This window comes from Leisingera sp. CC-HEC093, assembly GCF_059429195.1.
Genome location: NZ_JCAIJR010000001.1, coordinates 2,835,586 through 2,848,678, shown reverse-complemented (window position 1 = coordinate 2,848,678; position 13,093 = coordinate 2,835,586). Strand labels below are relative to the sequence as shown.

Here is a 13,093-nt window from a genome sequence, read left to right as displayed (position 1 = left end):
CGCGCGGTCAAAGGTGACCCCGCGGGAGCCTGACCGAAAGGACGCAACGCTTGGTGCCGGCCCTGGTCCTGAGGCACAGTGGCTTCATGCGTTTCTTGATGATTCTCCTGCTGGCAGCCCTGCCCGCCCCGCTGGCCGCGGGTGAGCCGCTGAGTGCGCGGGAATTCGACCGCTACACCCAGGGCCGCACACTGTTCTACGGCTTTGGCGGTGCCATGTACGGGGTCGAACGTTACCTGCCCAACCGCCGTGTGATCTGGTCCTTCCTGGACGGCAAATGCCAGGAAGGCCGCTGGTACGAGGAGGCAGGCCGGATCTGTTTCATCTATGAAAACCGCGGCGATCCGCAGTGCTGGACCTTTGAGCTGGCACCGGGCGGGCTGACGGCCCGGTTCGGGGACGACCCGGCCGCAACAGAACTTTACGAGGCCGAGGATATCGGCGAGGAAATGCTGTGCTACGGCCCCGACGTCGGGACCTGAGGCAGGCCGCAGCGCAGCGGGTATTTGGAACCAGAAAGAAACCGGAGACCGGCCCCTAGAACAGCGACCCCTGGCCACCCTCTGGCGGAGAGTCCGGCGTGTCCCTACCCGCAGCCTGGCCGGCGCCGCTCTCCAGATCCAGCGTGCCGTCTGCGAATTCGATCTGCAGGGCGCCAGCCTTGGCGGCGGCGGCCTTGGTGGTCAGGATCTCCGCGCCCGAACGCACCACCGCATAGCCGCGCTCCAAAGTCGCCTTGTAGCTGAGGATCTCCAGCTGGCGCCCCGCGGCCGTCAGGGCCTGGCGCTGGCGGTCGATGCGCGCGGACTGCGCCGCATCCAGCCGCTGCGCCAGTTGCCCAAGCCGGTCCTGCTGCTGTTTCACCTCCCTCTGGATCGGCCGCAGGCTCAGGCGCGAAGACAGGTTCTGCAGCCGGTTGCGCCGCGCCTCAACCAGCTGCCGCAGAGTGGCAGGGCGCAAGGACGCCGCAGTTTCGCTCAAATGCAGCCGGCGGCGCTGCACGCCTGAAATCAGCGCACCGGGCAGCCGGTCGGAAATCCGGTCCAGCCGCTGGCGCGGGGTTTCCAGCAGGGTGTCGGGCTTGGGCAGCGCGCGGGCCAGATCGTTCAACCGCTGACGCCTGAGCTGTACCGCCTGCCCCGCGGCACGGGCCAGCCGCGCGCCCTGGTTTTCAGACCACGCCAACAGCTCCAGCCGCACCGGCACCGCCAGCTCTGCCGCCGCCGTGGGCGTCGGCGCCCGGCGGTCAGAGACGAAGTCGATGAGCGTGGTATCCGTCTCGTGCCCCACCGCAGAAATCAGCGGGATCTGCGACGCGGCAGCAGCGCGGGCCACGATTTCTTCGTTAAAACCCCACAGGTCCTCGATCGAGCCGCCGCCGCGGGCGACGATGATCAGATCGGGCCGCGGCAGCGCGCCACCCGGCGTCAGCCGGTTGAAGCCCTCGATGGCGCGGGCCACCTCGGGCGCGCAAGTTTTCCCCTGCACCGCGACCGGCCACACCAGCACCTTGCGCGGAAACCGGTCGCGCAGCCGGTGCAGGATGTCGCGGATCACCGCGCCCGAGGGCGAGGTCACCACCCCGATGATCTGCGGCAGGTAGGGCAGCGGTTTCTTGCGCTCCGGCGCAAACAGGCCTTCCGCCTCCAGCTGCTTCTTGCGCTTCTCCAGCAGCGCCATCAGCGCCCCCTGGCCGGCAACCGCCACCTCATCCACGTTCATGTTGTACTTGGACTGGGCGCCGAACGCAGTCAGCCGGCCAGTCACCACCACCTCCAGCCCTTCCTCCGGCACCACCGACAAGCCGCTGATCTGCCCCTTCCACGTCGTGCAGGCCAGCACCGAACGGTCATCCTTGATGTCGTAGTAAAGATGCCCGGAGCGCGCCTTGAACACACGCCCCACTTCGCCCTTCACCCGGATGCGGCCAAAGGTTCCTTCCAGTGTGCGCTTCACCTCGCCGGAAATCTCGGAAACCGTGAACTCGGGGGCGTTCTGCCCTGGCTGCGGGTCGTCAAACAGGTCGGACATCGGGGGCTGCTCTCCTGCGGCCTTAGGCCGGTCTTGTTTTGAAGTCGCGCGCAGCATAGAACGCGCGGCAAGCAAGGCAAGCCCCGGGTGCCCCCGGGGCCTCAGGGCTCAGGCAGATCGGAGAATGCGCCAATGAACATCCTTATCCTCGGCAGCGGCGGGCGTGAACATGCACTGGCCTGGGCGGTGATGCAGAACCCCAAATGCGACAAGCTGATTGTGGCGCCGGGCAATGCCGGCATCGCCCAGATCGCCGATTGCGCCTCCTTTGATATCGAGGATGGCGGCGCGGTGGCCGCCTTTGCCGAGGAAAACGCCATTGACTTCGTGATTGTCGGACCCGAGGCACCGCTGGCCGCGGGCGTGGCCGACCGGCTGCGCGAGGCGGGCCTCTTGGTCTTCGGCCCCTCCGAAGCCGCCGCCCGGCTGGAAGCTTCCAAGAGCTTTACCAAGGAAATCTGCGACGCGGCAAACGCCCCCACCGCAGGCTACGGCCATTTCACCGATGCGAACGCCGCCAAGGCGCATGTGCGCGCCAACGGCGTTCCCACCGTGGTCAAGGCCGATGGTCTGGCCGCAGGCAAGGGCGTGATCATCGCCATGACCGAAGAGGAAGCCATGGCGGCCATCGACGATATGTTCGGCGGCGTCTTTGGCGGCGCCGGCGCCGAGGTGGTGATTGAGGAGTTCATGGAAGGCGAAGAGGCCTCCCTGTTTGTGCTGGTCGACGGCGAGGACGTGCTGGCGATCGGTTCCGCCCAGGACCACAAGCGCGTTGGCGAGGGCGACACTGGCCTCAACACCGGCGGCATGGGCGCCTATTCCCCCGCCCCGGTCTTGTCGGCCGAGGTCGAGGCCCGCGCGATGGAAGAGATCGTGAAACCAACCATGCGGGTGATGGCCGAACGCGGCATGCCTTATCAGGGCGTTCTGTACGCGGGCCTGATGATCAAGGACGGGCAGCCGCGGCTGGTGGAGTACAACGTCCGCTTCGGCGATCCGGAATGCCAGGTGCTGATGATGCGCCTCGGCGCCCAGGCGATGGATCTGATGCACGCCGCGGCTGAGGGCCGCCTGTCCGAGGCGCAGGTGAACTGGGGCGACGATCACGCGATCACCGTGGTGATGGCGGCTCAGGGCTACCCGGGATCCTACGAAAAGTTCTCCGAGATCCAGGGGCTGAACGCCCTGCCCGAGGACAGCAGCAACATGGTGTTCCACGCGGGCACCCAGGCGCAGGATGGCAAGGTTCTGGCCGTTGGCGGCCGGGTGCTGAACGTCACCGCCCGCGGCGATACCCTGCAGGAGGCCCGCGACCGCGCCTATGCGATGGTGGACGGGATCGACTGGCCGCAGGGCTTCTTCCGCCGCGACATCGGCTGGCGCGCGCTGAAGTAACCTCTGTTCACCAGGCAGGCGGATGCTCCCGTCTGTTCCAGCCCATCCCGGGATGGGCCTCGCAGTTGGGCCGGGCGCCGCGCAATGCGCGGCGCGGGCTGCACTCTCACCGCAGTTTTACGCTCAGCGGCAGGCCAGCGCCTCCGTCAGCCCGGTGCCGGGCTTGAAGGCGCCGATGTCCTTCGTGGCGATCTCTCCGCCCTGCAGGCGGGAGATGATGATCCGGCGCCAGTCGCCGCTGACCGTCACCAGCTCCGGACCCCGGCCGCAGTCGCGGATGCCGGAAGTGATGAACTCGTCGCCGATGCGGTGATTGGTGAGGCCGGGTTGGCTCGCCGTTTCGCGCAGCTCTCCGTCCTGGAACCGCCAGATGCGCAGGGTTTTCGCCAGATGCGGCCGGTCGATATAAGCGATCTCCACATGCCCGTCGCCGTCCAGATCAGCCGCTCCGATGGGCGCGAGCCAGCGGTTCTTTCTTCCGATGTAGGGCGTTGCGGCAACAAGCTGGAGATCAGTGCCGCCCCGGTCGGCATAGACCGCAAGCTGCGCGCCTTTCTCAGCGTGGCTGCGGACAGTGATGATTTCCGCGCTTTGATCGCGGTCCATATCCACGAGCCTCGGCGCGGTATCCTCGAACACATGGCGGCTGTCCAGAGATACCGATTTTGTGCCGCAGGAATCCGCGCCAGCGGCGCGCGAATAGACCGTCAGCTGAGTATACTCGATGGCATCCCCAAGAACGCCATGCGCGTAGCGGCTGGTTTCGCCGCTGTACCACGCTGCAGAGACGTTCTGGCCCGGGCAGAGCTCGAACTGGCTCCCCTTGCAACCGGGTGCAACGGCGTATGAGCCATTGGATACTCCGGAACCGCCGGGCGGCAAACGGCACGCCTCAGCCGTGCTCAGAAACCCCGCCCAAAGGCACACCGCCCACCATGCGCGGCGGGCGGAACCGGGCCGGGCGCGCATCCGCAGACGCCGCGCTGCCGGCCCGCTGATCATCAGATCTGCTTTTCGGGCATATGCACCACCAGCCCGTCCAGATCGTCGGTCACCTTGATCTGGCAGGTCAGGCGCGAGCGGGCCGGATCGGGCTCATAGGCGAAATCCAGCATGTCCTCTTCCATGTCATCCTTGGCGGGCAGCTTCTCAACCCAGTCCGGCGCGATGTAGACGTGGCAGGTCGAACAGGCGCAGGCGCCGCCGCAATCGGCCTCGATGCCCGGAATGTTGTTGTCGCGCGCGCCTTCCATCACAGTCAGCCCGCTGGCGACATCCACGACATGGCTGGTGCCGTTGTGCTCGATGTAAGTGATCTTTGCCATTAGTCAGCTCTCTTCCCTTTTCCGGTACTTGCGCGACTGTGTAGCCAAGCGCCTGCGCCGGTGCCAGCCCCAATTGCGACGCAGCCCTGCCGCTGCTGGACTTTCGCACCACATGTTCTTTGTTTGTTCGCACTCAAATATTCTCAACCCCAGGGCCGTTTTTCTCATGCCAGCTCCTGCTCCCGGCGCCGCCGTTCACGCAGCCCCCGCGCGCAGTCCGCACGCCGGCCCGCTCCCCCGGCCGCGCCCGCCCCATTGCCTGCCCGCTGCCCGGCTGCAGGAACCGCCGGAAAACGCCCGCATTACCGTCGCGGGCCTGGTGATTCTGCGCCAGCGCCCCGGCACCGCAAAGGGGGTGATCTTAGTCTCGCCTGAGGATGAGACCAGCATCGTTAACGTGATCGTCTGGCGCAGGATCTATGAGGCGTTCCGCCGCGCGGTGGTCTCCGGGCGGATGCTGCGGGTCACCGGGCGGCTGCAGCGGGCGCATTCGGTCCCCCATGTGACCGCCGAGACGGTCGAGGACATCTCGCCGATGCTCGACCTCTTGCTGGCGGAACAAAACCGGCAGGATGATCGCGCCTTTGCGCCAGGATCCGAACTCGGCTAGGCTGCCGCCAAAGCAACGGCGCCCGGCCCCCCGAAAGGGCCAGAGAGCAGGGGCGCGGCAAGAGGCAACCAGGCATGACGCCACCGATATCCCATCCCAGGCGGCGCCTTGCGCCCGCGCTGCTGCTGGCCATGCTCGCAGTGCTGCCCGCCTGCGTCCAGCCGCAGCCCGGCCGCCTTGATGACACAGCCTCCCGCGCGGGCCGCTATGCCCCGCCCGGCGCAGCCCCCGGCACCTGCTGGAGCAAGCACACCTCTCCCGCGGTGATCGAAACCGTCACCAGCCAGGTGCTGGCGGAACCGGCACAGACGGACAGCAGCGGCCAGGCGGTCCGCCCCGCCACCTTCCGCACCGAAACCCGGCAGGAGATCGTCACGCCGCGGCAGGAGCACTGGATCGAAATCCCCTGCCCCGCCATGATGACACGGGATTTCATCCGCACCGTGCAGCGGGCGCTGGCCGCCCGCGGGCTCTACCGCGGCCCGGTGCACGGCCGGATGGACGCTGCCACCCGCACCGCGGTGCAGCGCTACCAGGCGCCGCTGGGGCTGGACAGCGGCACCCTGACGCTGACCTCCGCCCGCAGGCTGGGGCTGATTGCCGTGGCGGGCTGAACCACGTGGTTCCGCTGCCCGGTTCCCAGCCGCCAAACCCTCTGCTAAGGTCCGCGCACCGGGCACAGACATAAATGAGACAAACACCATGCTGACCACCCGCCTGCCGGACACCGGCTTTCTCTCCGGTGCCTCCGGCCCGCTGCGCCGGATGCTGGAGAGCCAGGCCACGGAGGTGCGCCTGCGCCAGGGCGAGGTGCTGTTTGAGCAGGGCGATGCAGGCGATGCGCTCTATGCGATTGCCGAAGGCGCGCTGGAATTCTCGGTGCTCTCCGCCTCGGGCCGCAAGCTGTCGCTTGACATGATGCGCCCCGGCGCCGTGTTCGGCGAGATCACCCTGTTTGATCCCGGCGAGCGCACCGCCACCGCCATCGCCGCAGAGCCCAGCCGGGTGCTGCGCCTGCGCAGCGGCGACGTGCTGGCGCAGATCCGCCAATACCCCGATCTGGCTGCCGACCTTTTGCGGCTGGCCGGCCAGCGGATGCGCTGGATGAACACCCAGCTGAATGAGCAGGTGTTCCTGCCAATGCCGGTACGGCTGGCGCGCAAGCTGCTGTATCTGGCGCCCGAAAGCAGCGATGGCCGTGTGGCCTTGTCGCAGGCGGAGCTGGCGGAATTTGTCGGCGCCACCCGCGAGGCGGTGTCCAAGACCCTGGCCGCCTGGAAGCGCAGCCGCCTGGTCAGCATCAGCCGCGGCGGCGTGCAGATCCTCGACCGCACCGAACTGGCGGTGCTGGCCGAGCCGGATTCGATCTGACCCCGCCCGCGCCGCCGGACCCCTTGCTGTCCTGCAATAACATCCCCGCTCTGTAATCCCGGTCACAGAACCCGCCGCCGCCGCGCGTCATAAGGGAAGCATAGACAGCCGTTATTCCTTCCATTCCAATGGCTGCCTGTCCAACAAGAGCCATGTGCCCGCCAGCACATGGCTCTTCCCTATTGGCGCGAGGGCCTTGCCAGCCGCCGGAATCCGGCGCGGAGTCCGGCCCGCGAAACGGTTCCCTCCGGCAGCCCTCTTGTTCAAAAAATATTCACTTAGCCATCCTCGAACGCGACCGCTACGGTGCCTCGCATGGCTTATGACTACGACAAACTCTACCGTGAAACCCCGAACGCGCTCGGAGCACCCGCCCCCGCGTTCATCACCTTTTTCGGGCAGCTCGGCGCGCCAAGCCTGGACGTTCTGGATGCAGGCTGCGGCCAGGGCCGCGATGCTCTGTTTATCGCCCGGCTGGGCCACCGCGTTACTGGCGTCGACATCTCCCCGCACGGCATTCGCGATCTGCTGGCCGCTGCGCAGCGGGAAAACCTCAAGGTGACTGGCATCGCTGCTGACCTCACTGCATGGGTGCCGGACCAAGATTACGACATTCTGCTGTTCGACAGGACCCTGCACATGCTGGCCGCGCCGCAGCGGCGGGAGCTGCTGGCCCGGTGCCTGCCGCATGTGCGGCCCGGCGGCTGGGTGCTGATCTCGGATGAAAAGCACAATCTGGAGGGCTTCCGTCAAGTCTTCGCCGGGAAGCCCGGCGCCTGGCGCACGGAAAAGGACAGCCGCGGCCTCCTTTTCATGCAGCTGGCCAGCTAAGCAAAGCCAACAGAAAAGGCCGGGCAACTTGCCCGGCCTCCGCTTGTGTTTCAGCAGTCGCTGCCCCGGATCACTCCGACAGGTTCAGCGCCACAAAGCGCGGCTCGCCGCCGCGGCGCACCAGAAGCAGCAGCGACTTGCGCCCGGCCTCCTTGGCCTCGCTCACACGGGCCTCCAGATCGCTGATCGAGGCCACCTTTTGCTGGCCCGCCTCGGTGATCACGTCACCGGCGCGCATGCCCTTTTCCCAGGCTTCCGAGGTCTCATCGACCGACAGGATGACCAGGCCGTCGGTGCCTTCCGCCACATTCAGCTCAGCGCGCAGCTGGTCGGTCAGCACTCCGACCGTCAGACCCAGAAGCTCTTTCTCGGTGCTGCCCGGGGCGTCGCCCGAACCGTCCGGCCGGGACGGCGTGCGCTCGGCATCCTCGCGGCGGCCCAAAGTCACCCTCAAGGTTTCTGTCTTGCCCTCGCGGTAGACCACCAGCCGCACGGTCTTGCCGACCTCGGCGTTGCCGACCTGGCGCACCAGACTGCGGGTGTCCTTCACGTCGACCCCGTCAAAGCTGACGATCACGTCGCCCGCCAGCACGCCGGCCTCCTTGGCCGGACCGGTCGGCACATCCGTAACCAGGGCGCCGCGGGCCTTCTCCAGCCCCATCGCCTCTGCCAGGTCAGAGTCCACATCCTGGATCTTGACGCCCAGCCAGCCGCGGCGGGTCTCGCCGAATTCCTTCAGCTGCTCGACCACCTTGACCACCACGTTGGAGGCCATCGAAAAGCCGATGCCGATGGAGCCGCCGTTGGGCGACAGGATCGCGGTATTCACCCCGACCACGTCGCCGTCCATGTTGAACAGCGGGCCGCCGGAATTGCCCCGGTTGATTGCAGCATCGGTCTGGATGTAGTCGTCATAAGACCCCGACAGTTCACGGTTGCGCGCCGACACGATCCCCGCCGACAGCGAGAACCCCTGACCCAGCGGGTTGCCCATCGCCACCACCCAGTCGCCGACGCGGGCGGTGTCGCTGTCGCCGAATTTGACGTATTTCAGCGGCGCAGGCGCCTTGACTTTCAACAGCGCGATATCTGTGTTGGGATCGGTGCCGATCACCTCGGCCGGCAGCAGCTCCTTGGGCTGGCCTTCACCGGGGAAGAACTCAATCTCGATCTCGTCGGCCCCGTCGATCACATGGTTGTTGGTGACGATATAGCCGTCCTCAGAGATCACAAAGCCCGAGCCCAGTGCCGAGGAACGGCGCGGGCGGGTGCCGTTGCCATTGCCGTTGCGGTCCTGAAACTCGCGAAAGAAATCCTCAAAAGGCGAACCTTCCGGCACGATGCCCTGCGGACCGGTGCGCCCTTCGACAACGGTGCTGGTGGTGATGTTGACGACCGCCGGGCTCACCTGGCCGGCCAGCGGTGCCAGGCTTTCGGGCTTGGCCATTGCGGTCACTGCCTGCATCAGCAGGACCGCTGCGGTCAGCACCGCAAGCCAGGCCAGCCGGATCATCGCGCCGCTGCCGCCTGCCCGGCCGGGAATTGCAATTGCCTGTGGCTGCACGGATCTACTCCTTGTCTTATTCAATTCTTCTCTTCCGCCCGGGGCGGCGCAAACGCCGCACATGCCGGGCAAAGCCATGTGGACCCAATGTAGGAACTCTGCCCCGTCCCGCAACAAATGTTGCACGGAATAAAGCCGCTGTGATCCGGTTTTCGCCCCGGAACACCCGCAGAGCCCCCGCTGAGGCCACCCTAGCAGGGAAAGATTACGGTTTCGCTGAAAAATTGGGGGAAAGCCCGGCTTTAAATCCCCAGCTGGAACGCCAGCCAGACCAGAATAAGGCCCAGCGCCAGCGCCGCCAGCCCGGCATTACGGCGCTGCTCCTCCGTCAGGGCGCGCAGCATCTCCAGCAGGCGCTCCACAAGCGAAGGGGCCAGTGCGTACACCAGCCCCTCTGCAATCAGTACCAGCCCGAGGGCCAGGAGGATGACCCCCCTTACTGGCGGCCCGACTGGCCGTCCGAGGACTTCAGGTAATTGAAGAACTCGTTGTCCGGCGACAGCACCATCGAGGAATTCCCTGCCAGCAGCGAATTCGCATAGGCGTTCAGCGAGCGGTAGAACTCAAAGAACTCAGGGTCAGCCCCATACGCCCGCGCAAAGATCGCGTTACGCTCGGCGTCCGACTCACCGCGGATCACCTCAGCCTCGCGCTCGGCCTCCGACACCAGTTCGACCTCGGTCCGGTCGGCCTGGGCGCGGACGCGCTGCGCCGCCTCTTCACCGCGGGCGATCTCGTCCGCCGCTTCCCGTTCACGCTCGGCACGCATCCGGGCAAAGGTGGCTTCCAGGTTGGCCTGCGGCAGGTCGGTGCGCTTCAGCCGCACGTCGATCACCTCAAGACCCAGCTGGCGCGCCTGGGTGATGGCGCCATTGCGGATCCGCAGCATCAGCGCAAAACGGTCCGAGGACAGGATGTCGTTGGAGCTGACCGAACCCAGAACCTCACGGGTCTGCGCCCGCATGATCTTGTCCAAGCGCAGTTCCGCAGCCCCAATGCCGCCGCCGCCGACGGCCTGGCGGAAGGTATCCACATTGGCAATCCGGTAGCGCGAGAACGCATCCACGATCAGGCGGCGGTCATCCAGCGGGGTAACTTCCAGCGGGCCGACTTCCAGGCTCAGGATGCGGTCGTCGTAGCGCACGACGTTGTCGATGACCGGCAGCTTGAACGCGAGGCCCGGGGTTTCCTTGACATCGACCACCCGGCCAAAGCGCAGCACCAGCGCCTTTTCACGCTCGTCCACGATAAAGATCGCCGACAGCGCTGCAATGCCCAGAACCACCAGAATGGGCAGAAGAAGAGTAGATTTCCGCATCAGTTGCCCTCCTGCGGCTTGCGCAGTTCATTCAGCGGCAGGTACGGCACGACGCCCTGGCCTTCACCGCCTGCATTGTCATCCAGGATGATCTTGTCGACCCGGCTCAGAACCTCTTCCATGGTCTCCAGGTACAGGCGTTTGCGGGTCACTTCCGGCGCTTTCTGGTATTCCTCCAGAACCGCGGAAAAGCGGCTCGCCTCACCCTGAGCCTCGTTCACAACCTGCGCCCGGTAGGCCTCGGCCTCTTCCAGCGTCTGCGCAGCCTGGCCGCGGGCGCCAGCCAGCTTGCGGTTGGCATAGGCGTCGGCCTGTTTTTCCAGCCGGTCGCGTTCCTGGCCCGCGGACTGCACTTCGCGGAAGGCATCCTTCACCGGCTCTGGCGGGTCGGCACCGTCAAAGTTCACCCGGACGACATTCACGCCGCTGTCGTAGCTGTCCAATGTCTCCTGGATCAGCTCTTCCAGACGGGCGGTAATGGCGCCGCGGTCACGGTTCAGGATCGGCGCCAGCTCGGACTGGGCGATGATCTCGCGCATCGCCGATTCCGAGACCGCGTTGATGGTCGACCGCGGGTCGCGCAGGTTGAACAGGTAACGCGCCGGGTCGGAGATGTTCCAGACAACCTGGAAATCCACGTCGATGATATTTTCATCCCCGGTCAGCATCAGCCCGGCATCGGAGCCGCGCGCGCCGGAACCGATGTTCTCGGTCTGCTCCACCCGCACCGGGATCACCTCCTTGGTGACCAGCGGCCAGGGCGCAAAGTTCAGGCCCGGCTGGCCGGTCGAGGAGTATTCGCCCAGGAACAATTCCACCGACTGCTCTTCCGGCTTGACGGTATAAATACTGGCAAAGCCCCACAGCACCGCACCGGCGATAACCGCCAGCCCCAGGGTGCCCTTGGTGAACAGCGGTGCGCCGCCGCCCGGTCCGCCGCGCCCGCCGCGGCCGCCGCCGGAACCGCCGCGGCCGCCCATCAGGACGCGCAGCTGCTCCTGGCCTTTTTTCACCAGTTCATCGATCTCGGGGATCTGGGGGTCCTCCGGCTTGCGGCCGCCGCCGCCGCCATTGTTGCCGCCATTGTTGCCCCGGTTGCCGCCTCCGCCGCCGGAGGAGCCACCACCCCCCCATGGGCCACCGCTATTGCCCGCCATTTGTCTCCTATCCGTTTGCTGCCGCCCTTCCCCTCTTCGGAAAGAGCAGCATGTGTGTTCTGTTCTTGCCGGTCTGCCCGTTCAGGCCGAGCGCACCGGAGTTTTCAATGTCACCAACTCTTCCGACATTGTCGGGTGCACCGCAACCGTACGGTCGAAATCTTCTTTGGTTGCACCCATTTTTACGGCAATACCGGCCAGCTGGATCATCTCGCCCGCACCAGGTGCGACGATATGGCAGCCCAGCACCTTGCGGGATGCCTTCGAAACGATCAGCTTCATCAGCACTTTCTGGGCGCGGCCCGCAAAGCTCTGCTGCATCGGCTTGAAGGAAGTGGAATAAACCTCAACCGGTTCCTGCGCCGCCGCGTCTTCCTCGCTCAGGCCCACCGTGCCCATTTCCGGCTGGGTGAAGATCGCCGTCGGGATCAGCTCGTGGTCAGGGCTCGTCGGGTTGCCCTTGAACACGGTCTCGACAAAGGCCATGCCCTCGCGGATCGCCACCGGCGTCAGCGCCACCCGGTCAGTCACATCGCCGATGGCATAGACCGACGGCACCGAGGTCTGGCTGTATGCGTCCACGACGATCTCGCCGCTCTTGCCGCGCGCCACGCCGACTTCCTCCAAGCCGAGGTTATCGGCATTCGGCGCCCGGCCAGTGGCATACATCACCTTATCGAACAGCTGCTCTTCGCCATTGGTGTCGGTGACCCGGATCTTGCCGCCGTCCTGGCGCATTTCGGTGACATTGATATTGACCCGCAGATCGACCCCTGCTTCGCGCATGCCCTCGGCAATCACATTGCGTGCTTCCTCGTCAAAGCCGCGCAGGATCTGCTCACTGCGGTAGAACTGCGTGGTCTTGACGCCCAAGCCATTCATGATGCCCGCAAATTCACTGGCGATATAGCCGCCGCCAACAATCAGCAGCGTCTCCGGCAGCTTGTCCAGATGGAACATCTCGTTCGAGGTGACCGCCAGTTCCGAGCCCGGGAATTCCGGCACTGTCGGCCAGCCGCCGGTGGCGATCAGGATGTGCTTGGCGGTCTTGCGGGTGCCGTCGGCCAGCTCCACCGTGTGGGCATCGGCCAGTTTGGCGCGCTGGTCAAAGCTCTCAACGCCGTTGTTCTTCAAAATGTTGCGGTAGATGCCTTCCAGCCGGTCCAGCTCGCCATGCAGCTTGCCCTTGAAAGCATCCCAGTCAAAGGCGCCGGCCTGGATGTCCCAGCCATAGGCCCGGGCATCTTCGGCCATGGCGGAGTACTCGGACGCGAACACCATCAGCTTCTTCGGCACGCAGCCGCGGATCACGCAGGTGCCGCCATAGCGGTCCTCTTCGGCCAGCGCCACCTTGGCGCCTTCCTGCGCCGCAACCCGCGCCGCCCGCACCCCGCCGGAGCCGCCGCCGATGACAAACAGATCGTAATCAAAGCTCATGAAGTCCCGCCCTTTGCATTTCTTGATCAGGTGTATCCCATAACGGACCAC

General features: G+C 65.9%; 14 protein-coding genes. 6 read left to right on the top strand and 8 right to left on the bottom strand.

The features are described from left to right. Positions 1 to 86: 86 nt before the first annotated feature. Positions 87 to 482 carry a hypothetical protein gene (locus AC5STB_RS13930; protein ID WP_495443409.1) on the top strand — a complete coding sequence of 132 codons (396 nt, stop codon included), beginning with the start codon at positions 87 to 89 and terminating at the stop codon, positions 480 to 482. Between the two features lie 55 nt (positions 483 to 537). On the opposite strand, the gene xseA is transcribed toward AC5STB_RS13930, so the two are convergent. Next, positions 538 to 2,031, bottom strand: coding sequence for an exodeoxyribonuclease VII large subunit (gene xseA / locus AC5STB_RS13925; RefSeq protein WP_495443408.1), 1,494 nt, complete (start codon positions 2,029 to 2,031; stop codon positions 538 to 540). Between the two features lie 132 nt (positions 2,032 to 2,163). On the opposite strand from xseA, the gene purD reads away from it, so the two are divergent. Next, on the top strand, positions 2,164 to 3,429 hold the full coding sequence (gene purD / locus AC5STB_RS13920) for a phosphoribosylamine--glycine ligase (protein ID WP_495443407.1): 1,266 nt from the start codon (positions 2,164 to 2,166) through the stop codon (positions 3,427 to 3,429). A 123-nt stretch (positions 3,430 to 3,552) separates the two neighbouring features. Here the strand turns inward: purD and AC5STB_RS13915 are convergent, their stop codons facing one another. Together AC5STB_RS13915 and AC5STB_RS13910 are read right to left on the bottom strand one after the other, a co-directional pair. After that, positions 3,553 to 4,431, bottom strand: coding sequence for an FG-GAP repeat domain-containing protein (locus tag AC5STB_RS13915; protein ID WP_495443406.1), 879 nt, complete (start codon positions 4,429 to 4,431; stop codon positions 3,553 to 3,555). Continuing rightward, positions 4,431 to 4,754, bottom strand: coding sequence for a 2Fe-2S iron-sulfur cluster-binding protein (locus tag AC5STB_RS13910; RefSeq protein ID WP_421054053.1), 324 nt, complete (start codon positions 4,752 to 4,754; stop codon positions 4,431 to 4,433). The genes AC5STB_RS13915 and AC5STB_RS13910 overlap by 1 nt, the downstream gene beginning before the upstream one ends. A gap of 166 nt (positions 4,755 to 4,920) precedes the next feature. Here AC5STB_RS13910 and AC5STB_RS13905 point away from each other — a divergent pair, with 166 nt between their 5' ends. The 4 genes from AC5STB_RS13905 to AC5STB_RS13890 all read left to right on the top strand — a co-directional run bounded on the left by AC5STB_RS13905 (position 4,921) and on the right by AC5STB_RS13890 (position 7,566). Then, positions 4,921 to 5,364, top strand: coding sequence for an OB-fold nucleic acid binding domain-containing protein (locus AC5STB_RS13905; RefSeq protein WP_495443405.1), 444 nt, complete (start codon positions 4,921 to 4,923; stop codon positions 5,362 to 5,364). 74 nt (positions 5,365 to 5,438) lie between these two features. Further along, the gene (locus tag AC5STB_RS13900) at positions 5,439 to 5,978 is read left to right on the top strand and encodes a peptidoglycan-binding domain-containing protein (protein WP_495443404.1); all 540 of its coding nucleotides are present in this window, start codon (positions 5,439 to 5,441) and stop codon (positions 5,976 to 5,978) included. A gap of 88 nt (positions 5,979 to 6,066) precedes the next feature. Further along, entirely contained in the window at positions 6,067 to 6,735 is a 669-nt protein-coding gene (locus tag AC5STB_RS13895) for a Crp/Fnr family transcriptional regulator (protein ID WP_495443403.1), read from the top strand. Between the two features lie 315 nt (positions 6,736 to 7,050). Continuing rightward, on the top strand, positions 7,051 to 7,566 hold the full coding sequence (locus AC5STB_RS13890; protein ID WP_495443402.1) for a class I SAM-dependent methyltransferase: 516 nt from the start codon (positions 7,051 to 7,053) through the stop codon (positions 7,564 to 7,566). Positions 7,567 to 7,636: 70 nt separating this feature from the next. Here AC5STB_RS13890 and AC5STB_RS13885 read toward each other — a convergent pair whose 3' ends face one another. The 5 genes from AC5STB_RS13885 to gor all read right to left on the bottom strand — a co-directional run bounded on the left by AC5STB_RS13885 (position 7,637) and on the right by gor (position 13,042). Beyond that, entirely contained in the window at positions 7,637 to 9,079 is a 1,443-nt protein-coding gene (locus tag AC5STB_RS13885; protein WP_495444606.1) for a Do family serine endopeptidase, read from the bottom strand. Positions 9,080 to 9,372: 293 nt separating this feature from the next. Next, positions 9,373 to 9,558 (bottom strand): DUF2065 family protein, encoded by a 186-nt coding sequence (locus AC5STB_RS13880; protein WP_495444605.1) that lies wholly within the window; start codon positions 9,556 to 9,558, stop codon positions 9,373 to 9,375. 8 nt (positions 9,559 to 9,566) lie between these two features. Then, the gene (hflC, locus tag AC5STB_RS13875; protein ID WP_495443401.1) at positions 9,567 to 10,448 is read right to left on the bottom strand and encodes a protease modulator HflC; all 882 of its coding nucleotides are present in this window, start codon (positions 10,446 to 10,448) and stop codon (positions 9,567 to 9,569) included. Continuing rightward, complete coding sequence (gene hflK, locus AC5STB_RS13870) at positions 10,448 to 11,605, bottom strand: FtsH protease activity modulator HflK (protein ID WP_495443400.1); 1,158 nt, start codon at positions 11,603 to 11,605, stop codon at positions 10,448 to 10,450. The genes hflC and hflK overlap by 1 nt, the downstream gene beginning before the upstream one ends. 81 nt (positions 11,606 to 11,686) lie before the next feature. Next, entirely contained in the window at positions 11,687 to 13,042 is a 1,356-nt protein-coding gene (gene gor / locus AC5STB_RS13865) for a glutathione-disulfide reductase (protein ID WP_495443399.1), read from the bottom strand. Positions 13,043 to 13,093 lie beyond the last annotated feature (51 nt).

Coding starts and splice junctions, on each gene's coding strand:
- hflC (WP_495443401.1), bottom strand. CDS start 10,448: ATGCGGAAATCTACTCTTCTTCTGCCCATTCTGGTGGTTCTGGGCATT.
- AC5STB_RS13915 (WP_495443406.1), bottom strand. CDS start 4,431: ATGATCAGCGGGCCGGCAGCGCGGCGTCTGCGGATGCGCGCCCGGCCC.
- AC5STB_RS13930 (WP_495443409.1), top strand. CDS start 87: ATGCGTTTCTTGATGATTCTCCTGCTGGCAGCCCTGCCCGCCCCGCTG.
- purD (WP_495443407.1), top strand. CDS start 2,164: ATGAACATCCTTATCCTCGGCAGCGGCGGGCGTGAACATGCACTGGCC.
- AC5STB_RS13905 (WP_495443405.1), top strand. CDS start 4,921: ATGCCAGCTCCTGCTCCCGGCGCCGCCGTTCACGCAGCCCCCGCGCGC.
- AC5STB_RS13890 (WP_495443402.1), top strand. CDS start 7,051: ATGGCTTATGACTACGACAAACTCTACCGTGAAACCCCGAACGCGCTC.
- AC5STB_RS13895 (WP_495443403.1), top strand. CDS start 6,067: ATGCTGACCACCCGCCTGCCGGACACCGGCTTTCTCTCCGGTGCCTCC.
- AC5STB_RS13910 (WP_421054053.1), bottom strand. CDS start 4,754: ATGGCAAAGATCACTTACATCGAGCACAACGGCACCAGCCATGTCGTG.
- gor (WP_495443399.1), bottom strand. CDS start 13,042: ATGAGCTTTGATTACGATCTGTTTGTCATCGGCGGCGGCTCCGGCGGG.
- AC5STB_RS13885 (WP_495444606.1), bottom strand. CDS start 9,079: ATGATCCGGCTGGCCTGGCTTGCGGTGCTGACCGCAGCGGTCCTGCTG.
- hflK (WP_495443400.1), bottom strand. CDS start 11,605: ATGGCGGGCAATAGCGGTGGCCCATGGGGGGGTGGTGGCTCCTCCGGC.
- xseA (WP_495443408.1), bottom strand. CDS start 2,031: ATGTCCGACCTGTTTGACGACCCGCAGCCAGGGCAGAACGCCCCCGAG.
- AC5STB_RS13900 (WP_495443404.1), top strand. CDS start 5,439: ATGACGCCACCGATATCCCATCCCAGGCGGCGCCTTGCGCCCGCGCTG.